Genomic DNA, 23498 nt, shown 5'->3' on the forward strand with positions numbered 1-23498 from the left:
CACATAATTACTCTCCAAATAGCCTGCCGCCAAGCGTTTCAGCTTGCGAGCGCCGTCTCTCATCCGCCGCATGCTGGTAAATCATTGCAATCTTCGGGTCAGCATGACCAGCCATATCCATTAGCTCTTTAACAGTCGCTCCGCTTTGTGCAAGCCACGTCAAGCACGTATGGCGTAAATCATGGAAATGCAAGTCAGGACGGTTCGCAGCAAGCCTAGCCTTATCATAGTAATCTCGTAGCGTATTCGTACGGATAGGCGTTGTCCTATCTGTTCTCATAGGAAACAGCCAATCATCCTTGCTTAACTCTTGCTTTTTCACGAACTCTTTTAAACCATCAACCAGCGAGACTGGTATCACCTCACTACGATTACTATGCTCAGTTTTCGGTGCGGTCGTCAGCACAGTCGAGTTAGGGGTAGTCGCGCGCGTCCTACTGATCGTAACCGTATTATGCTTGAAATCAATATCACTGACCTTGAGCGCGCAAATCTCACCAATACGAAACGCTCCAAGCGAAGCTAGCAGAACAGTAGGCGCGTAAGAGTCAGGCATCATACTGTATATTGTTTTAACTTCTTCAGGTGTTGCGATTGTTATCTCATGGCGACGCTCAACTTTAGCTTCACTAACAGTAAACGGATTATTCTTCAAGATTGGCGGATTGCCGTTAATATCCGGTCGCAGCGCACTGTTTACAATAGCGCGCAATACTTTCATAGTGTTGCGTACCATGTCCGGTTGCGCCGCGTCCAAGCCGTCTCTAAAATCGTTTACCATTTGCGTACTCAAGTCTGCGAGCGCAACACTACCAAGCACCGGTTTAATATGATTCTCATACGTTTTCGTTGTCGCGTATTTTGTGCTATCTTTAAGCGGTTTGCCGCGCACGCGCCGTTTTTCAAGCCATTCAGGAAAGTACGCGTCTAGCGTTGTGTGTTCTGCTATTTCGCGTCTTTTTACCTCTTGAGGTGGCACCCATATTCGTTCTTCTATCTCATACTCTGCTTTTCTCAGCCAGTCCTCTGCGGCGCGCTTCTGATGGATAGGGAAACTCTTGGATTGCACTTTAGGTAAGTTTTGCCACAGGCTGAATGCGTACATTGGTGTACGGTATCGTGCGACTATTCTAGTCGGATTCTCTTTCGTGGGACGATAGCTCAGCGTCCCAAATTCTTGTACCATTTTTATGCTCCTTGCTTTTAATCACTGATGAGTCGACGAAACACAAACGACACACCAAACGACACACCAATTATACCCAATCCGCGCGTGTTTTCCGGAGTCAGAAAGCTTGTGACACGCCGTAAGAATGGCGGAATATCAACGATAATCGTTGCAATACCAACGAAAACAAGAAATGGCGGAATCCCAACAAGTTCGAATCCCCCTAGCTCCACAAATTTTAAACGTCACCTCTTTTTGGGGTGGCGTTTTTTGTTATTATTTTTTAATTTTTATGCGCCACGCCGTATTTTTTACTGTTTGTCTGCAAGTCGTACTAATAATGAACACCATCGACCAGAGGTCGCGCTCGACAAGAGTAGTAAGCATGAGCCAGGGAAAGCGTTAATTGCTTACAAAAGGGGAGAGCGCCGAAGTTTACTGCTTAATCCCAAAAGTAGTGAGCTGGGACTTGGCTTAATATACCAAGGACTGTCGCAGCGAGTCGGCATTCGCTGCGGAGAGCTATCGACACGCTTGCTTTTGCTTGCTTGTTTTGCCTCTGATTGTCATGAAAGGAGGAAAAATGAGTAGCTCATTATCATCTACTGCTGCACAGAATACTCAGCAGAATACTCATCAAAATAACGATGTCCATCGAGGATTAAAAACCCGACATATTTCCATGATTGCTTTAGGTGGCAGCATTGGCACCGGCTTATTCGTTGCTAGTGGTGCAACAATCCATATGGCTGGTCCTGGTGGTGCTTTGCTTGCTTATGGTGCGATTGGCATTATGGTGTACTTCCTTATGACTTCCCTTGGTGAAATGGCAACATTTATGCCTATTAGTGGATCGTTTGCATCGTATTCTGGACGTTTTATTGATCCTGCACTAGGTTTCGCAATGGGCTGGAACTATTGGTTTAATTGGGCTATTACGGTTGCGGTGGACGTTAGTACTGCAGCAATAGTTCTGCAATATTGGTTCCCAACAGTGCCAATATGGATTTTCTCACTGTCGGTTCTTATGCTTATTTTGATTATCAATGTGCTTACAGTTAAGTGCTTTGGAGAAACTGAGTATTGGCTTTCTATTATTAAAGTGTTGGCAGTAATCGTATTCCTTGTTATCGGTTCGCTTACGATTGTTGGCATTGTTGGTGGCAAAGCGCCATTCTTGCAAAACTTCACTCATAAGGACGCTCCATTTGCAGGCGGTGTTCCTGCAGTGTTGTGTGCGTTCGCTATTGCAGGCTTCTCTTTCCAAGGAACTGAGCTTATTGGTATTACTGCTGGAGAGTCTGCAACTCCTGAAAAGAGTATTCCAAAAGCTGTAAAGCAAGTGTTCTGGCGTATTCTTCTCTTCTACATTCTTGCAATTTTCGTTATTGCTTGCATTATTCCTTATACTGACAAGAACTTACTTGGTTCTGATGTAACTGATATTGCTATTAGTCCGTTTACGCTTGTGTTCCAACGTGCAGGGCTTGCAGCTGCAGCGGCAGTTATGAATGCAGTGATTCTGACTTCTGTTATTTCTGCAGCAAATTCCGGCATGTATGCTTCAACAAGAATGCTTTATTCGCTCGCAAAAGAAGATAATGCTCCAAAAGTATTTGGCAAGGTAAGTCTTCGTGGTATTCCTGTTCCTGCGTTGATTGCTACATTTGTAGTTGCTTTATTTACTTTCTTTATGAGTATTTTTGGTTCGCAAATTTACATGTTCCTGGTTGCTGCAAGTGGTTTGACTGGTTTTATTGCTTGGGCTGGTATTGCTGCAGCTCATTATCGCTTCCGTAAAGCATACTTGGCTCAAGGTCATTCCTTAGATGAATTAGTTTATCGAGCAAAGTGGTATCCGTTTGGTCCTATTGTTGCGTTCTTCTTATGTATTCTTGTTATTGTTGGTCAGGATTTGCATTCATTTGCAACGCTTAACTGGCAGGCTATTGGAATCACGTACATGTCCGTGCCGCTATTTATCGTTCTATACATTGGCTACAAGATTAAAAATCATACTCGAGTAATTCCTCTTGAAGAAGTCGATTTAACTCATGTTCGAGTAGCAAAATGAACGAATAGTTTATAAAGTTCAACATCGTTTACGATGTAGAGTTAGATAATGTAAAAGCTCCCAGCGTATATCACTGGGAGCTTTTATTATTGAGTTAGATAACAGAGGAATATGTTTTATGGTTTTTGTGGAGATTCTGAAGATGGTGGAGGTCCTATTAGATCCGCTTTAGCAGAGGAATCTTGGTCGCCCTTTTTTGCTTTATCATTCGGATCTTCTTGACCATCATTTCCTTTATGGTTTCCGTCGCCAGATCCGTCTTCGCTGCCTTTTGTATCCTTATCTTTTTCTTTGTTCTTTTCCTGTTCTTTTTCCTTATCTTTGTTCTTGTCTTTGTTCTTGTCTTTGTCTTTATTCTTATTCTTCTCAGTCTTCTGTTTCTTAGTGTCTTGAGTATTTGTCGTCGGCGCTGGTGTTGGCTTTGGCTTTGGTGGGACAACATTTGAACGCTGAATTACAATTCCAGTCGATTCATTTATCTCTTGCTTCTTTGTTTCTTCGTCTTGCTTGTCTTTGTCTTTATCTTTTTTGTTATTTTCATCGATTAATGTAACAGCCAACTCGCGCACTCTTTTTGCTTTGACTGCATACCATTCAGAAGCAGCTAAAGCTTCTACGCTTTGGGAACCAAGTTCTTCAGGAGAGTTTGCTGTGCAAGATACTGCGTCAGGAACCTTTTCGCTCATGATTTTAGCAAGTTCTTTTGCGTTATCAGAGTCACCTTTTGTGAGATCTGTTATTACGCTGTTGTGTACTAAACTTTTCCATACGGCTTTGGCTTTAGAAATTTGTGCAACTTTTATTTCGCACTGTTTGCGAGCTGCTTTAGTGCGTTCAGTCTGCTTCATATACCAAAGTGTGCCAACTGCGCCAAGAGCTAAAGCTAGCACAACAATTCCCACAATGAGAATAATGAGCTTTTTCTTTTGACTCTTTTCAACACTATCGGAGCTATGTTGATTCATATTTGTCCTCTGTTATCTATTGCTGCTCAACATTAGCGCATTTGAATACGCAACTCGTTTATATAATACGCCAAAATGTTTATGTTAGCCACGCTCATGAGCGCTAAACAATCAAGATTTTGCTTGTGGATACAAGTCGTAATATTTAACGCAAAAAGCCACTGGAAAACCAGTGGCTTCATGGCTCCTGCGGCTGGGCTTGAACCAGCGACCATTCGATTAACAGTCGAACGCTCTGCCAACTGAGCTACGCAGGAATATCTTGTACTCAACTAAGCGCTGTGCACAAGACATTTATATTACACGTAATTTTCAAAGATGCAAATATGGCGTGTTTTGGCGTGTCGAAACAGTGATTATAAGCATATGTTTTATCCACAATGCTTTAAAAGCTTATGATTTTCGCAAATTAGCTGCAAAACTTTTATAAAAGTCGTTTTATAAAAATATGGATGGGGAATATATGTGTATTCGCAAAAATTATGGATTATATTACAAAATATCTGCCTGTTTGGGGATTTTTATAATCTCAGTTATTTTATTAGATGCGCTGTTTTTACAACCCGAAATTTCGCAAAATAATCATCATCTTAAATATTATGTTGTAGAATCTGCTGTGACATGTTGCCACAAGTGTGCTCTTTCTAAAGGTGATTATAGTGAAAAAACATGCAAGTCAGCTATGCAATGGCCTGTGAAACCTGCACAAATAGTAAAAGCTTTTAATCCTCCGCCTAAACCTTGGATGGCTGGGCATCGTGGCGTAGATTTAGCTGCAAGCACAGGGACTCCTTTATTTGCGCCTGCAGATGGCGTTATTAGTTTTGCTGGTAAAGTCGCTGGTAAATCAGTTGTGACTATTAGGCATGGTGAACTGACATCCACTTTTGAGCCTGCTGTAACAAAGTTTAGCGTTGGTGTTTTTGTGAAAAAAGGTCAGAATTTTGCACATGTCGAAGGAGATTCGGACCATTGCGGCACAACTTGTGTGCAGTGGGGTTTAAAGCGTAAAAATCGCACATATGTTAATCCTGAAAGAATGACTGTTAAGCGTCGCATTGTGCTTAAGCCTGTGGAATGAGCAAAATAATATATTTATATCGTAGATATTTGTAGATAAATGAACAAAATTGATTACAATCTTGTAGATATTCGCATATGCGAAGGCTTGCAAATCGCGTATAGTAAAGATATACGTCAATTCAGCAGATAGAGGAGCTAATATGCAAGAATATTCTCGTCCACTTGATGAGTCTATTAATACAGATGTTAATGTTTTCTCACTGCTAGAAGAGCGAGCAGAGCGCAATCCTAATGGTTCTTTGGTTGAATACGTTGGAACTGACGGCGTTTGGAAGTCATATACTGCTCAAGAATTTAGAGATACAGTAATAGCTGTTGCTAAAGGCTTTATTGCTAGAGGAGTAATGCCTGGTGACGCTGTGTCAATTATTGCTCACACTTCATGGCAATGGACAGTTCTTGATATGGCTATTATGTCTATAGGCGCATTGACAGTGCCAATTTATGAAACAAGCTCTTCGCTGCAAATACAACATATTGTTCAAGATTCTCAAGTATGTTCAATATTTGTGGAGTCTCCTGAAATGTTGCCAAAAGTAGAGGCTGTTCAGGAAGAATGTCCTACTCTTCACGACGTATATGTAATGAATCGTGGTGCTATCGACGCGTGCATTGAATACGGTAAAGCAGTAACTGATGCTGAATTTTATGAGCGAGTGCACGCTGTTAATGGAAGTGACATAGCAACAATTGTATACACTTCAGGTTCAACTGGTGAGCCAAAAGGAATTGAGCTTACTCATAGCAATTTTGTTTTTATTGCTAAATCAGGTGTTATTTCTATGCCAGATATTGCGATAAAAGACAGCCCGCGTCTTTTGCTGTTCTTGCCTCTTGCGCACGTTTTTGCTAGGTTTATGCAATTGTTCTGCTTTGCTGGAAATATAACTCTTGGTTTGACGAGTAATTTGAAAACTGTATTGTCTGATTTTCAAACTTTTAAACCAACATTTATTCTTGGTGTTCCACGCATTTTTGAGAAGATTTACAATGCTGCTTCTCAAAAAGCAGGCAGGGGAGTAAAAGGTTTTATTTTTGCTTATGCGTCTAAGGTTGCTCGCGAATGGTCTCGCGCTCAGCAGTCTAGTTCAATGGTTCCTCCAATGCTTGCTCTTAGCCATTCAATATGTAAAAAATTGGTGTATGCTCCACTGTTGCACGTCTTTGGAGGCTCTGTTTCATACGCTATTTCGGGCGGCGCTCCTTTAGATTTGTCGATTGCGCATTTCTTTAATGGCATTGGTTTACCTCTTCTAGAAGGCTATGGAATGACAGAAACTTGTGCTCCTTCTATGGTGAATCCTACGACAGGTTATCGCATTGGTACCGTTGGTTTGCCTGTAAAGGGTGTATCTGTTGCTATTGCTGACGATGGTGAATTGTGCATTAAGAGTCCTGCAGTATGCAAAGGCTACCATAATAATCCTGAGCTTACCAAACAGCAGATTGTAAATGGCTGGTTGCATACGGGAGATTTTGGGTCTTTAGACGATGACGGTTTTGTGCGTATTACAGGCAGAAAGAAAGATCTTATTATTACTGCTGGCGGTAAGAACTTATCTCCAAATGCGTTAGAAGCTTCATTAATGTCTTCACCTATTATTTCTCAAGCTGTTGTTATTGGAGACAGGAAGCCGTTTGTTTCAGCAATTATTGCGCTCGATTTATCAGAAGTAAATACTTGGCTTTCTTCGCGTGGCGCATGCCCTGTACGGTCTTTAAAAGAGGCTTCACGTAACGGTATTGTGCGAGCAGAAGTTGAGCGTGCTGTTAGCAAAGCAAATGAGCTAGTTTCTAGAGCTGAGTCTATTCGCAAGTTCGAAATAGTTCCAGATGAGTTTACTCAGGCAAACGGTTTGATTACGCCAAGTTTAAAGGCGCGTCGTCAAGTTGTTGTAGAGCGTTATAACGACCTTATCGAACATGTTATTTATGCTCCACGCAAACGTTAGCTGCGTGTAAATTCGTGGAATATAACTTGAAGTTAGCTTGAAGCTATATTCAAGCTGCAGATTGCGTTCCACAACTTATATTTCACAACTTGCGTTCCATAACTTGCGTTCAAAAATTGTATTTACAAGCCTGCGTCTGCTAATGATACGTAACCTGGGTCAATTAAACGTGACTTTAGATTTGTTGCGCTTACTGCCACTAATTGCTCGTTAACAGTAGGTACAGTTTCCCCGTGTTCAATTTTTATTTGCACTGTAGCGATTTTTTTGTCAAGTTTACCGTTTCTGTTCAAAGAATAACAAGTAGCAGTAAGATCTTGAACAATCTGCTTATGATTTTCTATAGTTGTCATCCATTGCTTTCCGCTCACAATGTTTGGCATAATATTTTTGTACGCGCCATAACCAGTTATTACTGGCCATTTCTTTGCTTCTGATTCTTCTTCCTCATCTTTTTCCTGCTGTTGTTGTAATTCTTTTTCGTATTTCTTTGCAGAATCTTTTGGAGCAGGAACTGGTCTTTTATTAAGATCTCGTTTCCCTATGAAGTTTCCGATAACGTCCGGCAAATTGAAAGATGGGTTTATATCTGCTGCGCTTCCTTCATAACCGAGATTGTTTAGTGCTTGTACGGCTTGTAAAGCAATTTGATCATCGAGCGCAATAATTCCATCAACGCGATGCCTTGAGTGTGAAAAAAGACTTGTACTTTTCGTAATTCGTTTTGTTAACTCATTTTTCACAGAGTCAGCTACATCTGCGTCGAAAGCAACATTGGTCCAGTCTTTTTCGCTACTATTCACATTCAATCTTCCAGAAGTGCTTATTAATGTTCCAGAAGCAAAATATGGTCTCAAAACTTTCCAAATGCCAGCGAATGCTTCTTTAGCAAAATCATCATGGAATGCTGTTTCGCTATTTGCATGCGTATTGTTGTTAGAATCATCATCTTCGCTTGCTTCGTCGCTGTTATTTTGTTGATTATTATTGTTTGCATTAATATTTTTTTGATTGTGACATGGCAAAAGAACTTCAATATAGCGTGGATTTTCTTTAGTTGCACGATCTAGAGCGATTTTTTGTATCAGAGTTGTTGCTTGAATTTCGCCAATGGTTCTTGCGTCAGATAAATGGAACATCACATCAGGTTTGAAACCGCTAACATTCCGTGAGAGCATAACAACGTGGATTCCCGCCTTTTTTGCTAGGCGAAGTGAGGATGCCAATCGTTTTTCTGCATTAAGCTCATCTTTAGATGATTGAGAGTTATCGTCATTTTGTAAATTTAAGTCCTGAGTATTTGATTTTTGTGTATTTTCAGAATTAGACGCAGGCAACGTTGCATAATCTCCATAGTTATTATTGCCGTTTTTGCTAGTCCATGGAGCTATAACAATTGTCGTTTTACTTAATTGTTTTTTGATTTTTGAATTTTCAGAAACAGAATTGTGCTTTCCTGAATTATTCTGTTTTGCATTGTTCAATGAGCTTAGCAAATTTACTACATAATCTTGCACATCGCGGCTTTGTTCTGAAAGGCTAGAAGAAGTTTTAGTAGTAATAGAATTATCGTCAAATCCCTTATCTTTTAACGATTTTATTAATTCTGGAACCAATATGTCCCACGTGCTTAGAGGCTTATTGCGTGTTATTACTAATCCGTCTGATGGAGTAAAAACAATAACGTTACCGTGATTCGCTTGTTCTTTATTTTCAGATTTTAAAGAAGTTTTTGTTGAACTTGCGCACGAGCTAACAACAAAAAGCATCGTAACTAATGCTGCCAGCATAACTAAAGAACGATGCATAGTTTTGTTGCACAAACGAATCATAGTAGTGACCTCTCGTTTCGTGGTCTATCTGTTGCTGTCTATATGTGATCTACTTGTAACTATCTTCTAACATTGTATATAGCCATGTGCTAAATACTTACATTGCTATTTTAGTGAGCAAAATTATCTTATAGAACTTTTTATAAGACTTTCGCACATATTACGGTATTCGCTCACGTAACCTCCACCAAAGAACACGCAATGTCCTGCAATAGGGTAGAGCTGCCAAATAATCATGCGCTGCTCAAAACCTGCTTTAAGTGGATGAACAGACTGATAGCCGTCTAAAATCTGCCTAAAATAGCTGATTCCAAACAGATGAAGCATAGCTAAATCTTCTTCGCGGTGTCCGCCGTGAGCTGCAGGGTCGATAAGAACAGCTTCAGTGTGTTCGCCGTCTGAACTTTTAGTCCATAACACGTTTCCACTCCACAAGTCTCCGTGAACTCGAGCAGGCTTATCTTCTGCAGCTTTTCCTAATAAATCAGGCAGCGCATTAATAACTTCGTTTGTAAGATCTAAATCGCTTTGAGTAAGCTCTCCGCGAGCAATACCAAGCTCAACCATAGGGCGCAATCGTCCGTCCGCAAGGTAGTCAATAACATTACTCCAAGTGCCAGTTGGCATTTCAACTGGATCACTTAAAGGTCCAAAATAGCATGTGCCATCGTAATCTGCAGGTGGCTCCCCAAAATATTTTGCACCGTAATCATGCATATGAGCGAGCGATGCACCAAACTCAAATGCAGCCATTGGTGTTGCTGAGTGAGTGTCAATGCGCTCAATATTAAGGTAACTGTTTCCCCAATCAAATACTTCAGCCACTCTAGGACCGCCATATTTGTGAGCTTCAGAAAGCCATTTTAAGCCTTTACCTTCGCATTCAAAGAAACGCTCAGGAGCGTATAATCTACTTTTCTTATATACAGCGTTGTTCATAGAAGCCTTCTTAACGTAGTAGCGCATACGAAACATGCGCTACACACTTAATAAAATATTTATTGATTTATTCCCAAACTCACTATTTTACTGAAGCATTAGCACAATGAGCGATGCTGCGTTTAATTTGCAATAAGATTAGTACAATACTTACGCCAAGTAGGATGTGTCCGATTCCTGCTAAACCAGTTATGGCAAAATCTATAGATGGACTGAGATGTAGACGTAGTACTTGTGCAATTCCACGAGTAACCATCATTAGTGCTGTGAGGTTGAGTCCAATATGATAAGTTACTAAGATTCGTGTAGTTTTTTCGTTACTAAAACTGAAGTTTTTCTCAACTAATATAAGTAACAGAAAAACAACCATGCCAAGCATAAAGTAGTGTGTGTGAACTACAGCAAGCATACTTTTTGCATGGAAAGCATTAAATTTTGTAAATTCGCGATAAAAGACGCCGCCAATCATGGCGAGGACAGCATACAACAAAGACGTATTAATATAACGTTTCATAACATGATTCATAGTAACTTCCTTACGTAGAGTGATAGTCAAATATTCCTTAGTAATGTTGCTGGTGTTACAAGTGTTTGTAAGCACTATTGCATAGTATGAGTGTTTTTGTAATGCGGACATACAGTTTTAACAAATTGATATCCAAAAAGCAATCCTGCTAAGGCTAATGCGGAGCCTAATCCCGTATAAAACACGGCAATAAAGCGTTCTGGAGCGATATTTGTTGCACGAAGAACAATTCCAAAAGTCATCATAAAAGCCATGATTATAAAAGATTTAACGTCAAAGAATTTAAGGAAAAACTGCTTTTCTTCCACATAGCCGTTAATTCTTTGAGTATGTTTTTTAACGAGTTTTCCAAAAATAAGGAATTGGAATATTGCAAAAACTAATAACGATAAAGCGTAATTTAGTGGCTGCAAATAATTTGGGTATGCCAATAAGCCAATCTTAAGAATATTAAAACCAGCAGCTCCCCAAACTAAGCAAGCAATAAGAAGTAACGTATTTTTTTGTACTTTCAATTCACAACCTCTTTAATATTTATAGTTTTATTGAATTTTACCTAATTTTCTAATCTTTATTTGCTCAAAAAGTTTATTTACTATTGTAATGATTTATTTTGCGAAATAATCATAAAATCTTAATCTTGTGCGCATATTAGGAAAACTTACGTTAAAACCACATATTTTCTTAATAAAATATCAACAAAACTTGTAAAAAGTGTTGCGTAATGACGATATTAGACGCTATAGTCCTAGGGTATGAACGACAACGATCAACAGTATGCAACAGCTGACAACAAAGCTACTATTGCTGAGCCAGCTTTTCGTTACAACGCGCAGCTCGCACAAGATATTGAGCAGCGCTGGCAAAAAACCTGGGATGAACAAGGCACGTTCTGGGCTGCTAATGTTAAAGGCGATTTGAAGGATGGTGAAGGCAAGCTTGCTGACGGTCGTCCTTCTTTCTTTGCAATGGACATGTTCCCGTATCCTTCCGGCAAAGGCTTACACGTTGGACATCCTCTTGGATATTTGGCAACGGATGTTGTAAGCCGCTACCATCGCATGAAGGGTGAGAATGTTCTTCATGCAATGGGTTACGACGCTTTTGGTTTGCCGGCGGAACAGTATGCTGTTCAAACTGGTCAGCATCCGCGCATCACCACTGAGACAAATATTGCTAATATGCGCAGACAGTTGCATCGTATGGGCTTGAGCTTTGACGCTCGTAGGTCTTTTGCAACGATTGACACAAATTATGTGCGTTGGACGCAATGGATTTTCTCGAAGCTTTATGATGCTTGGTATGACACTGATTTTGTGCGCAAAGACGGCGGAAAAGGTTCTGCTCGACCAATTGCTGAGCTTGTTGATGAGTTTAAGAGCGGAAAGCGCGAAATCCCAGGATTTGCAGGCAAAAAGTGGGAAGAGCTTAACAAGGTAGAGCAGGCGGATGTATTAAACGACTTCCGTATTGCCTACATTTCTAAGTCTCCTGTAAATTGGTGCCCAGGATTGGGAACTGTGCTTGCAAACGAGGAAGTTACTGCAGAAGGAAAATCTGAGCGTGGAAACTTCCCAGTATTTCAGCGCAACCTTCGCCAATGGTCCATGCGAATTACCGCTTACGGACACCGCTTGGTTGAAGATTTGAACACTATTGATTGGCCAGAAAAAGTTAAGCTTATGCAGCGAAACTGGATTGGTGAATCTCACGGTGCATCTGTGCACTTTGAAGTGCCATGTGCGGATGGCGAAACGCGCGATTTGGAAGTGTACACTACTCGTCCAGACACGCTTTTTGGCACAACTTTTGCTGTTGTTTCTGTGAATCACCCAATTCTTGAGCATGTTCCAGAAGCTTGGGGTGCAGACGTTCCAGAAGGCTGGAAGGGCGGTTACGCAAGTCTTAAAGAAGGCTTGGCAGAATATCAAGCTCAAGCTCGCGCGAAGACTGCTAAAGATCGCACGGAAGACGCAGGAGCAAAAACCGGCTTGTTTACGGGTCTTTATGCAATTAATCCTGTAACTGGAGCAAAGCTTCCACTGTTTGCTGCTGACTACGTGCTTATGGGCTACGGCACAGGTGCAATTATGGCAGTTCCTGGCGGCGACCAGCGCGATTATGATTTCGCAAAAGCATTCGGTTTGCCAGTAATTTACACTGTTGAGCCTTTGCCTGATTCCGAAGAAAAGTTGGAGGATTACGAGGGTAAAGCTCCGTTTGTTTCTCACGACGGAATTGTTATTAATTCAGCAGTAGAACATACTCATAAGCTTGGCGATGCTTTGTCTATTAACGGTTTGCGCGTGGACGAAGCTATTAAAAAGGTGACGACTTGGCTTGAAGCTGCAGGCGTAGGAAAAGGTAGAGTTTCTTACCGACTTCGCGACTGGCTGTTCTCTCGTCAGCGCTACTGGGGTGAACCATTCCCAATCGTTTACGATGAGGACGGTGTTGCTCACTTAGTGCCAGATAGTGAGCTTCCAATTGCATTGCCGGACGTTCCTGATTATCAGCCAAAAACTTACGCTCCAAACGACGCAAATTCGGAGCCTGAAGCACCTTTGAGTCGAAACGAAGATTGGGTAAAAGTTCAGCTCGACCTTGGCGACGGCGTAAAAACCTACTATCGCGACACCAACACTATGCCAAACTGGGCTGGTTCTTGCTGGTATTACATGCGCTACTTGGATCCAAACGACGCTGAGCACATGGTTGACAGTGATGAATACGACTACTGGATGGGTACGAACCGTCCAGGCAAAGAGCATGTTTCTGGCGGTGTTGACCTTTATGTTGGTGGTGTAGAGCACGCAGTTTTGCACTTGCTTTACTCAAGGTTCTGGCATAAGGCGCTTTACGATTTAGGTTACGTGGATTCTGCTGAGCCATTCCACCGCTTGTTTAACCAGGGCATGATTCAGGCTTACGCTTATACGGATGAGCGCGGACAGTACGTTCCTGCTGACGAGGTTGAAGAAGGTGCTTCAAACAGCGCTGGTGAGCCAACCTTTACATGGCATGGCGAGAGCGTGAACCGCGAGTTCGGCAAAATGGGCAAGAGCTTAAAGAATATTGTGACTCCAGACTACATGTACGAGAACTACGGTGCAGATACGTTCCGCTTGTACGAAATGAGCATGGGTCCGCTTTCTGAGTCTCGTCCGTGGAACACGCGTAACGTTGTTGGTGGCATGCGATTCTTGCAGCGCTTGTGGCGTAACGTTGTGAACGAAGAAACCGGAGCTTGCGTGGTAACTGACGACGCTTTGGATGAGAAGACGTTGAAGATTCTTAACAACACAATTGCAGAAGTGACTGTGGAAATGGAAGCAATGCGTCCAAATACTGCAATTGCTAAGCTGATTGTGCTTAACAACCACTTGACTTCGCTTCCTCACGTGCCGAGAGCAGCTGTTGAGCCGCTGGTTCTTATGTTGGCTCCAATTGCGCCGCATATTTGCGAAGAAATGTGGAGCAAGCTTGGGCATGATAAGTCTATTGCTCACGCAGATTGGCCTGTTGCAGATGCTCGTTACGTTGGTGAGGATACTGTTACTGCCGTTGTGCAAATAAAGGGCAAGGTTCGTGCAAAGCTTGAAGTTGATCCAAATATTGACGCTTCTGAGCTTGAAAAGCTTGCGCTAGAAGCTGTAGCTGATCGCTTGGGCGGTAAGGCTCCGCGCAAGGTGATTGTGAAGGCTCCGAAGATTGTGTCTATTGTGCCGGACGAAAGCTGAGTCAAGGTTAAAGTCGGCTTAATTAAGCTGCGCATTGACTTGCCGGAGCGCTCAAAGCGTAGCGCGCGTAGGCATTTCAATGCGGAAACTCGCTTAAGTTGGAAGTCCAGTGGACTTCCAACGCGAGTTTCGTAGCGAGCGCGTTAACCGCGCGAGCGATTTTTCGTGCTTCACAGCATTTTTTTTTCGAGGTTTCTGCGTTAGTAACGAATAAGTGGGGTTATACGTTACTCGCGAAGTGCGGTTTCTGCGTTAGTAATACGATTGTAAAAGATAGCGGTGTTGCTAATTTTTTGCTTTTAACCACAGGCGCGTATTTTTGTTGCGAAGTGTTATAAGTTGCCCAATAGTTAAGTTAAGAACTTTAAGAGTTGGGGGATTTATGGAAGACTTTGGGCAGAATTTTGGGCAGAATTATGCGCATAATTTTAGGTTTAATAAGCCTGCGTCTGATTTGCCTCGGAGACGAATTGCAACGTCTTTAGAAGAATTTTCTAACAGTAATTTTGGTAAAAATTTTAGTGACGACTATTGCGAAAAAGCTTGTAATTCTTTTGATGAAGAAATTATAAGTAGCAAAACTTCTCCTAGATTTCACATGAAGCCTGTACATACGCTTGCTTTAATGCTGATACTAGTTGCAGCTCTTTGTGCAAGCCTGACAATGCTCATTTCTCAATCCTTAACATATCAACGAGTTCAGAACGAAAAAGCAGGCGCGTTTGCAATAGAAAACGACGATACTAGTCGCGAAAAGCCTTCTTTTAATAATGTAAAAGATAAGAATAAAAATGATGATGAAGAAAAAAGCGTAAGTAATGAAAGCGACGAAAACAGCGGAAGTGATGTAAGTGACGGAGATGATGTAAGTAAAGGCAATAACGGAAGTAAAAGCAACAACAAAAGCAACAAAGGTGACAGTAATAACAAAAGCGACAAAGGTGACAGTAATAACAAAAGCGACAGAAGCAACGAGAATACTGCTTCTCATCAAAGTAACACTGGCAGAATCAATATAAACACTGCAACGCTTGATCAGCTACAAACCTTAAAAGGAATCGGACCCAAAACTGCTGCGCGCATTATTGCTCAGCGTAAAAGAGTTGGTTATTTTCGCAGTTTAGAAGATTTGATGCAAATTAAAGGAATTGGGCCTAAAACCTTGAATAAATTCCGTGGGAATGTTGACGTCAAATAGGTGAATTATGCGAGAAAACGTAGAAAAAGTAGAAAACGTTTCTGGAAGTCGTGATTTTCGTATGATTCCTGTTGCTGCAGCGTGCTGGGCTGGGTGCTTAATTGGAAAATTCTTATGCAATTTTACTATAATTTATTGCATTTCAATAGTTTTATTCAATGCAACTATAGTTTCGATTTTTATATTTTGCAAAAAATTTAAGTTTTTTATATGGCGCAGAACAGTTTTAGTAGCAATAAACGTTTTTGTAGCTGCGTGCATGCTTTCGTACATAACTCAATATGTGATATCTGGTGACGTTATTATGCGAGAAATACGCGGCAATAATCCTACTAAAGCACTGTATTTTCAAGGAAATAATGCCGAGCACGCGCATTTTGCAGAATTTACAGTAGTTGCTCCTGTGCGCTCGTCTAGAAGTTTTAAAGGAGATTGCCAAGCGAATGTTCAAGTGCATAAGTTTGATGCGCAAAAAAGTTATGTTCAAGCGCGACTGTATGCGTATTCGCCAATATGCAAGCAACTTAGCTATGGTTCGAGCCTAAGCGTTCCTGTTAGCGTGAAAGCTTCGAGATTTGATAGTAGTAAGCCTGAATTGCATGTAGAAAAAACTCAACGAAACTTGCATGTTGTACAAGACTCAGACTTTTGGCACAAAGCCGTTAGTAATTTGTGGAAATCGTTTTATGACGTAACAAATAAGCTCGATATGCAAGGCAGAATGTTGGTTCCTGGAGTAACTGTTGGCATGCTTGGGCAAGAATATGTGCCAGTAGAGGATGCAAGTTCACTTGAGCCGGTCGACGAAACTTATGCGAATATGACGCGTCAACATTTTCAACATGCTGGAATCATGCATGTTATGGCAGTTTCAGGCGGACACTTTTTGCTACTTAGTATGATTATTCGCAAGTTTTGCGCACGATTACTGTTGCCTCATTGGTCTATATCTTTAATACAAATTACGTTGCAAATTGCTTTGGCTGCAATAGTTTACCCTTCTGCATCTGTGCTTCGAGCGTTAATTATGGGAATAATATCCGCTGTTGCATGGTGTTGTAAACGACCATACCAGTCAGCTAGTGCTTTAAGTTGGACTGTTATAGGCGTGCTTGTGGTAAATCCCTCATACGCTTGGGACTATGCTTTTGCTCTTTCTTCCGCAGCAACTTTGGGAATTGTTGTTATGGGAGTGCCGATTTCTAAAACGCTTGCAAAATATATGCCATCTTGTGTTGCTTCTGCGCTAGCTATAACGCTTTCTGCACAATTTTGGACTATGCCAGTGCAAATTCTTATGCAACCGGAAGTGTCATTTATGTCTGTGCCAGCTAATCTAATAGTTGCGCCTCTTATGGATTGGGCAACAGTGTGCGGCTTAATTTCACTAGTTTGTGCGAGCTTTAACGATGGATTATCGCTTATTTTCGCTAGAGCTTCATCAATTGGAACAAGCTTTATGCAAAAGTGCGCGTGTTGGTGCGATGAAGTATCTTTTGGCGTGTTTCCATGGATAAAAGGTGCTGCAGGAGCGTGGGCAATGTTGTGTGCAGAATTTGTGATATTGGCTTTGTTTATGTTAGCTTTGCGCGCTTTTCGCAATAAGTATTATGCTCAAAGAGCTAGCATAATTGGTCAACTGTGGTCTGCTTCGGCAAAGCGAACGTTACGAGAAGCAGAGAAAATTTTCGAAGAGTAGCAAACACGCACGCATATTCGAATGCAATATTATGATGGTTAAGAGTTGGTTGGTTTAAGGAGCATTATGGCAGCAAATGATAAGCGTGCGCAACGCGTTATGCCAGTTACGCTGGTAGTTGGAGGTGACGCTTACTTAAACGAGCTCAATGCTCGAAATGTGCGTGAAAAAGTTCAAAAAAGTGCTCCGGATGCTGAAATTATTGAACTCGATGCGTCAACTGCGGATCAGTACGCATTTGACGAAGCTGTAGGTCCTTCGCTTTTCGGTGACGGAACGATTGTAATAATAAATAATTTGCAACAAGCAGACGAGTCTTTAGTAGACGCAATCGAAAATTTCTGCAAACAAGCGCAAAATAGTGAAAATAATTTTGTAGACTCTTCTGCAACTTGGGTTATTGCACGTCACGAAGGTGGGCTTAAAGGAAAGTCTATTATTACGCGCCTTACGAAAGCTGGCGCAAACACAATTACAGTACCGGATCTTAAAAAAGACGATGCAAAGCTCAATTTCGTTATGAGCATATTTGAGCGTCACAATCGAAGCGTTGAGCCTCAAGCAGCACAACGTCTTGTGTCAGTTTTGGGAAGTAAAACAGGAGAGCTTGCAGCATTATGCTCGCAATTATGCTTCGATTATGATGATAATCCAATAACGCTTGATATTGTCGATCGATACTTGATTGCAGATCCGCAAGTTACCGGCTTTTTTGTTGCGGATAAAGCTGTTGCAGGTCATGCAGGTTCTGCTGTGCTTGCAGCAAGAACTGCAATTGCTCAAGGAGTTGACGCCATAGCATTAATAGGTGCTTTGGCTGCAAAAGTACGCGTAATTGCGCTCGCAATGGCAATTCGCAACGGCACGATTTCTAGTGCTGAAGCGAAAGTAAACCCGTGGGCGCTTAAAATGGCAATGCGTCAGCTTGCTGGATGGAATAGTGCAGGTGTTTCTCAATGTTTACAATCTTTAGCTTGGGCGGATGAGCAGTGCAAAGGCGGATCTAGTGACGCGAATTATGCGCTTGAAAAATGTATTATGCTCATTGCGGCTCGAGGAAATTAGAAAGCGTAAATTAAGAATCGTAATTAAGAATCGCAAATAGGAATCGTAAATAGGAAACGTAAATTAAAAATCGTAAATTAATAACTGCAAATTAGAAAGATTGTGTTAAGTATGAAAGAAGAAACGGTGTCAGAACAGCAAAAAGTTTGTACTGTGCCTACGGATGCTGATATGCGTGAGCTTGGCAAAGCTGTGGCAAAACTAGTTAAAGAAGGCGACGTTCTGCTGCTTTCTGGCCCTCTTGGAGCTGGTAAAACAACGTTTGCGCAAGGTTTTGGCGCAGGGCTTTCAATTAGTGAGCCGATTGTGTCTCCAACTTTTACGATTGCGCGAGAATTGCATGGCACTTTTGCGGATGGCAAGCCTGCGACTTTAATTCACGTTGACGCTTACCGTTTGGGTGGCGAAGATTTTGCTCCGGGTCAAGATACTGTTTCGCGTTTACTTGACGAGCTTGAATCTTTGGGGCTTGACGAAGCTTTGGAAGAGCCGGGAGACGGCACTGTTGTGCTTATGGAGTGGGGTGAGCAAATGGCTGGAGTGCTTGCTGCTGAGCGTTTAGAAGTTCATATTGCAAGACCTATTGATTCTTCGCAAGTAGACGATTTTACTAGCGACGGTGAGCGAATCGTAACTTTGAAAGCTGTCGGCAAGGATTGGCTTAATCGACTTGCAAAATTGTAATTAAGAAATAGGCAGAGTAATACGTGAGTAATACATAAGTAAATAACGCAGTAAATAACGCAAGTTGTGCTAAGCGAGTAAGCTAGTCTGGTACGTGATTTCGAGGAATAAATATGAGTAATACGCTGATTATTGACACATCATTTGGCTCTACTGTCGGAATTGTGGGTCATGAGCCGATTGTTGAAACCGACTCGCGCACTCACGTGGAGCGTTTACAAGTAAATATTGCAAAAGTTGTGGAGGACGCGGGACTTAAGCCTTCGGATATTGATCGCGTGGTTGTGGGAGTAGGTCCTGCTCCTTTTACTGGTCTTCGCGCGGGATTGGTTGCAGCGAAAGCGATCGCGTTTGCAAATAATGCTGAAATTTTGGGGTGTGATAGTCTTCTTCCTCAAAGTTTGATGATGCGCTCTGGTGCGTTTGAAAAAGCTCGCAAAAATGGCGTTATTTGCAAGGATTTGCTACTAAATATTCCGGATTCTGTGGATTTTTGCGACTCTAATATTCGTCACTACGTGCTTTCACTAAATGATGCGCGCCGTCGCCAAGTGTACATGTCCTTGTATGACGGCGAAGGCAATGCGCTGATAAATATGGATATTGACTATCCGCAAAATGTTGTGGCTCGTGTGAATGAGTATTTAGCAAGCAAAAATTGCGAAAATTATTGCGTGGATGTGCTCGGTCACGGTGCTAAAAAATACGTTGAAGATTGGCGCAATATTGCCAATGTTGGCGTTATTGCTGAAGTTTGCGCGCTTGACTTGGGTGTGCAAGGTTTGCAAATTTTCGAGCAATGCTCTTTGGAATGTGCAAATAAAGATGAGTACGTAAAAGCTGTTGAACCGCTGTATTTGCGCCGTCCGGACGTGTCTGTGCCAAATCCGCTTAAGCATGTGCTTGGCTCTGGCGAAGCGAATAAGGCAAAAGAGAAATAGAAGCGTTTTAACGATTTGAGTAATTATGATTGTTGATATAACGCGTTCTCAATTTCCAGCAGTAGCCGAGAATTGCAATATAGTTCCAAAGTGCGATTTTACTTGCGATGAGTTAGCGCAAAAAATAGCGCCTATTGAAGCTGACTTGTTTGGCAAAGGCTCATGGAATGAGAGCATGATTTCGCAAGAATTACAAGCTCCTATGCGCGCGTATTACGCTCAAATCGACGAAAATACGCATACGTTATGCGGGTATGCTGGCTACTGGTTTGACGGCGACGACGCGCAAATAATGACAATTGGCGTTGCGAAAAAATATCAAAGAAAAGGCTTAGCGGCGGAACTTTTATCAACTATGATCAAAACCGCAGAAAAAATTGGTGCCAAACGCATGCTGCTAGAAGTGCGAGTTGACAATGTTCCTGCGCTCGCGTTGTATGAACGTTTTGGTTTTAAGAAAATGGGTTTGCGAAAACGTTACTATCAGCCGGAAGGTGTGGATGCGTACACAATGTGCGCTGATCTAACCGCAAAAAATAACGGAACTGAGGAATAACGAGGAATAACGAGGAATAAAATGAGCGAAGCAATCGTATTGGGAATTGAATCAACTTGTGACGAAACTGCCGCAGCTATTGTGCGCGGACGCACGCTGGTGTCAAATGTGGTGGCATCTTCAATGCAAGAGCATGCGCGCTACGGCGGTGTGATTCCAGAAATTGCTTCTCGTGCGCACGCTGAAGCTTTTGTGCCGGTTGTTTCTAAAGCTTTAGCAGACGCAAACATGGATTTAAGCGATGTTGACGCGATTGCAGTAAGCGCAGGTCCTGGTCTTGCTGGCTGCTTAGCTGTGGGAGTTTCGGGAGCTAAAGCATTAGCTTGGACTGCAAATAAGCCGATTTATGGTATTAATCATGTAATTGGGCATATTGCAGTAACGCAATTGCAATTCGGCGATGTGCCGGAAGATGTACTTGCTTTAATTGTTTCCGGCGGTCACACTTCGCTTCTTCACGTGAACGATATTGCTAAAAGTATTGACGTTGTTGGCACAACTTTGGACGATGCTGCCGGCGAGTGCTTTGATAAGGTTGCGCGATTGCTTGGATTCCCATACCCGGGTGGTCCTCATATTGATAGGCATGGAAGGCTTGGAAATCCGAATACTTTGAAAGTTCCGCAAGGTTTAACGCAAGGTCGTTCCGGCAAAGAGCATCCGTACGATTTCAGCTTCTCGGGTGTAAAAACTGCTGTTGCTCGTTGGGTTGAAGCGCGTGAAGCTCAGGGTCTTGAAATTCCAGTTGATGACGTGTGTGCTTCTTTGGCTAATTCTGTGGCGGAAGTGCTTTCTAGAAAAGCTATGATGGGCTGCGAGCAGTACGGTTCTAAAACGCTTATGATTGGTGGCGGATTCTCCGCTAATTCGCAGCTTCGCGAGCATTTGTTGGCTTGCGGCAAGGAGCATGGAATTGAAGTGCGTTTGCCAGAGCTTAAGCTTTGCACGGATAACGGTGCGATGGTTGCAATGCTAGGCGTGAATTTGGTAGAAGCAGGGGTTCGTCCTTCTGCTCCTGATTTTGCAATCGATTCTGCTATGCCGCTTACGACGGTGAGCTTATAATAGTAGAAATAATAAAAGTCGCGCTAAGAAATCGTGCTCTAAAAATAAGTGAGGTGTTTTGTGCAGTCAGTTAATTCGCGTAGTGGAGTGTTACGAGTAGGTGAGAAGATTCAGTTCACCGATCGTAAAGGTAAGCGAATTACTGCACAGCTTGTTGCAGGCGGGGTTACGCAAACTGAGCACGGTCTTATTTGTCACGACGACGTGATTGGTCAAAGCGAAGGCGTTGTAATTACTACTGTTAGCGCAAAGCGCGAAACGCAACAAACTATTGTTGATCCTTCTAAATCGTCCAACAAACCTTGGAAGGCGGCGCGCGCTATTGGTGGCTGGGATTATGTAGTTATGCGGCCGCGCATGGTTGACTACGTGCTTTCTATGCCTAGGGGTGCGCAAATTATGTATCCGAAAGATATTGCGCAAGTAATCGCTTTAGGAGATATTCGTTCTGGCATGCGCGTTTTGGAGTCGGGGGCAGGCTCTGGCGCGATGAGCTTAAGCCTTTTGGACGCAGTTGGGGAGTGCGGAAAGCTTACTACGATTGAGCTTCGCCCGGATTTTGCACGAATTGCTGAATCTAACGCAACTTTGTACTACGGAAAGCGACCAGAATGGTGGAATTTGCTTACTGGCGATTTTGATTCTGTTGCAAAAACCTTAGATGCGCACAGCGTGGATCGCATTATGCTAGACATGCTTGACCCTTGGAATCGCCTTGAACAAGCACATCGCGTTATTGTGCCTGGAGGCGTGCTTATTGCGTATGTTACGACTACTACGCAAATGTCTCGCATGGCTGAAGCTTTGCGAGAAAGTGGCATGTGGACTGAGCCAGAAATTCAAGAAACATTGGAGCGCACTTGGAAAGCTCAAGGTTTGGCTGTGCGCCCGGATCACGCGATGATTGGTCACACTGGATTTTTGATTGTTTCACGCGCAATGGCTGAAGGTTTTAGTGCTTTGAAGAAGCGTGAACACGGTACTAAAGATACTGTGAGCGATATTGACGATATGACAGCAGAAGAGCGCGCTGAACAGTTGGAAGACTTGTCTTTGCGCGATATTTCGGATCGTAAATTGCGTAAAGTTTTACGTGATTTAGACGTGCAGCTTGCGCAATTGCCGGAAGATTCGCAGTCGCAAGATTTGCAAGATTCGCAGTCTGCACAACAATCAGCGCATAATCAAGCTAAGTAGGAGAGCATTATGGCATCACCAATGAAAAAGCTTATGAAGAAAGCACATCATAGTAAGTACGTTTTGTTGCTGATGCGTCATGCGAAGGCTGAAGCTCCTGAAATGGGCGACGACTGGGGTCGTGGTCTTACTGATAAGGGCTTGAAGCAGGCGAAAATTATGGCAAAAGGCTTGGAATCTTTGAAGCTTGTGCCGAATTATATTGTGTGTTCTAGTGCGAATCGCACTGAGCAAACTTTGAAACGCATGTTGAAGCGTTTTGGCGACTCTCCTGTGGTTGAGTCGCGCAAAAGTCTTTATGATGGCGGCATGCAATCTGTTATGGACGAGTTGCAAGCGATTCGAGGCGATGTTCATACGACGATGATTGTTGGGCATGAGCCGACGATGTCGATGGCTGCGCAGTGGCTTTCTTCGCCTGAATCGGATCCGGATGTGCTTGGGGCGATGCGTTTGGGGCTTGCTAATGCGTCGGTTGTGGTGCTTGTGTCTGATCGTCCATTCGCGACTTGCGGATTGCGCGGTGCTACTGCTCTCGCAATCCTTACGCCCAAATCCTTTGCCTAGCTAAGAATGCGCTGATTTCTGTTGTTCAAGGCACACTAGCATCAGTGCTGCCGCCCACACCACGCCAAAAAATAATCCCCCCGCTGCGCACCCACCCGTAGCTTAATTTCGTGACTTTAGTTGCACGAATACCAGTGTGGTAGAGATTTGAGATTTTTCGCACTGAGCGCGGACGCTCGCGCGGGTAACGCGCTTGCTACGAAACTCGCGTTGGAAGTCCATTGGACTTCCAACTTAAGCGAGTTTC

The 23498-nt window shown here is 42.7% G+C and carries 19 protein-coding genes, 1 tRNA gene and 1 riboswitch; of the genes, 13 read left to right on the forward strand and 7 right to left on the reverse strand.

What is annotated here, in order from left to right; all coding sequences use genetic code 11:
• Positions 1-7 precede the first annotated feature (7 nt).
• On the reverse strand, positions 8-1186 hold the full coding sequence (locus tag HXT48_RS02435) for a tyrosine-type recombinase/integrase (protein WP_041160504.1): 1179 nt from the start codon (positions 1184-1186) through the stop codon (positions 8-10).
• 328 nt (positions 1187-1514) lie between these two features.
• Positions 1515-1701: riboswitch (Lysine riboswitch) on the forward strand.
• 149 nt (positions 1702-1850) lie between these two features.
• Here HXT48_RS02435 and HXT48_RS02440 point away from each other — a divergent pair.
• On the forward strand, positions 1851-3242 hold the full coding sequence (locus HXT48_RS02440) for an amino acid permease (RefSeq protein ID WP_421793192.1): 1392 nt from the start codon (positions 1851-1853) through the stop codon (positions 3240-3242).
• Between the two features lie 116 nt (positions 3243-3358).
• Here the strand turns inward: HXT48_RS02440 and HXT48_RS02445 are convergent, their stop codons facing one another.
• The gene (locus HXT48_RS02445; RefSeq protein ID WP_416091155.1) at positions 3359-4207 is read right to left on the reverse strand and encodes an ATPase; all 849 of its coding nucleotides are present in this window, start codon (positions 4205-4207) and stop codon (positions 3359-3361) included.
• A 181-nt stretch (positions 4208-4388) separates the two neighbouring features.
• A tRNA-Asn gene (locus HXT48_RS02450) sits at positions 4389-4464 on the reverse strand.
• 206 nt (positions 4465-4670) lie between these two features.
• Here HXT48_RS02450 and HXT48_RS02455 point away from each other — a divergent pair.
• Entirely contained in the window at positions 4671-5288 is a 618-nt protein-coding gene (locus HXT48_RS02455; RefSeq protein ID WP_234025927.1) for a M23 family metallopeptidase, read from the forward strand.
• 142 nt (positions 5289-5430) lie between these two features.
• Positions 5431-7242: an AMP-dependent synthetase/ligase gene (locus HXT48_RS02460; protein ID WP_421793155.1), complete on the forward strand. Its 1812-nt coding sequence runs from the start codon at positions 5431-5433 to the stop codon at positions 7240-7242.
• 122 nt (positions 7243-7364) lie between these two features.
• Here the strand turns inward: HXT48_RS02460 and HXT48_RS02465 are convergent, their stop codons facing one another.
• The 4 genes from HXT48_RS02465 to HXT48_RS02480 form a co-directional block, all read right to left on the reverse strand.
• Entirely contained in the window at positions 7365-9074 is a 1710-nt protein-coding gene (locus HXT48_RS02465) for a hypothetical protein (RefSeq protein ID WP_421793156.1), read from the reverse strand.
• 123 nt (positions 9075-9197) lie between these two features.
• On the reverse strand, positions 9198-10013 hold the full coding sequence (locus HXT48_RS02470; RefSeq protein WP_076002930.1) for a fructosamine kinase family protein: 816 nt from the start codon (positions 10011-10013) through the stop codon (positions 9198-9200).
• 82 nt (positions 10014-10095) lie between these two features.
• Entirely contained in the window at positions 10096-10539 is a 444-nt protein-coding gene (locus tag HXT48_RS02475) for a DUF2871 domain-containing protein (RefSeq protein WP_012914288.1), read from the reverse strand.
• Positions 10540-10613: 74 nt separating this feature from the next.
• Positions 10614-11054 carry a hypothetical protein gene (locus HXT48_RS02480; RefSeq protein WP_012914287.1) on the reverse strand — a complete coding sequence of 147 codons (441 nt, stop codon included), beginning with the start codon at positions 11052-11054 and terminating at the stop codon, positions 10614-10616.
• A gap of 240 nt (positions 11055-11294) precedes the next feature.
• On the opposite strand from HXT48_RS02480, the gene leuS reads away from it, so the two are divergent.
• The 10 genes from leuS (at position 11295) to HXT48_RS02530 (ending at position 23251) form a co-directional block, all read left to right on the forward strand.
• Complete coding sequence (gene leuS, locus HXT48_RS02485) at positions 11295-14279, forward strand: leucine--tRNA ligase (protein ID WP_421793158.1); 2985 nt, start codon at positions 11295-11297, stop codon at positions 14277-14279.
• Positions 14280-14661: 382 nt separating this feature from the next.
• A complete protein-coding gene (locus HXT48_RS02490) occupies positions 14662-15477 on the forward strand; it encodes a ComEA family DNA-binding protein (RefSeq protein ID WP_248893411.1) in 816 nt (271 codons plus the stop codon).
• 7 nt (positions 15478-15484) lie between these two features.
• Positions 15485-17176 (forward strand): ComEC/Rec2 family competence protein, encoded by a 1692-nt coding sequence (locus tag HXT48_RS02495; RefSeq protein ID WP_421793160.1) that lies wholly within the window; start codon positions 15485-15487, stop codon positions 17174-17176.
• Positions 17177-17242: 66 nt separating this feature from the next.
• Positions 17243-18241 carry a DNA polymerase III subunit delta gene (holA, locus tag HXT48_RS02500; RefSeq protein WP_421793161.1) on the forward strand — a complete coding sequence of 333 codons (999 nt, stop codon included), beginning with the start codon at positions 17243-17245 and terminating at the stop codon, positions 18239-18241.
• A gap of 111 nt (positions 18242-18352) precedes the next feature.
• Positions 18353-18925 carry a tRNA (adenosine(37)-N6)-threonylcarbamoyltransferase complex ATPase subunit type 1 TsaE gene (tsaE, locus tag HXT48_RS02505; RefSeq protein WP_102703169.1) on the forward strand — a complete coding sequence of 191 codons (573 nt, stop codon included), beginning with the start codon at positions 18353-18355 and terminating at the stop codon, positions 18923-18925.
• A gap of 113 nt (positions 18926-19038) precedes the next feature.
• Positions 19039-19866, forward strand: a complete 828-nt coding sequence (gene tsaB, locus HXT48_RS02510) for a tRNA (adenosine(37)-N6)-threonylcarbamoyltransferase complex dimerization subunit type 1 TsaB (protein WP_004108251.1) — start codon at positions 19039-19041, stop codon at positions 19864-19866.
• Positions 19867-19891: 25 nt separating this feature from the next.
• Entirely contained in the window at positions 19892-20422 is a 531-nt protein-coding gene (gene rimI / locus HXT48_RS02515) for a ribosomal protein S18-alanine N-acetyltransferase (protein WP_004108249.1), read from the forward strand.
• 21 nt (positions 20423-20443) lie between these two features.
• A complete protein-coding gene (gene tsaD, locus HXT48_RS02520) occupies positions 20444-21487 on the forward strand; it encodes a tRNA (adenosine(37)-N6)-threonylcarbamoyltransferase complex transferase subunit TsaD (protein ID WP_119522722.1) in 1044 nt (347 codons plus the stop codon).
• 60 nt (positions 21488-21547) lie between these two features.
• Complete coding sequence (locus tag HXT48_RS02525) at positions 21548-22684, forward strand: tRNA (adenine-N1)-methyltransferase (protein ID WP_076002925.1); 1137 nt, start codon at positions 21548-21550, stop codon at positions 22682-22684.
• Between the two features lie 9 nt (positions 22685-22693).
• Positions 22694-23251 (forward strand): SixA phosphatase family protein, encoded by a 558-nt coding sequence (locus tag HXT48_RS02530; protein WP_410310350.1) that lies wholly within the window; start codon positions 22694-22696, stop codon positions 23249-23251.
• The last annotated feature ends 247 nt before the right edge of the window (positions 23252-23498 follow it).

This window comes from Gardnerella sp. KA00127 (genome assembly GCF_049244125.1).
Taxonomy (GTDB): Bacteria; Actinomycetota; Actinomycetes; order Actinomycetales; family Bifidobacteriaceae; genus Bifidobacterium; species Bifidobacterium swidsinskii.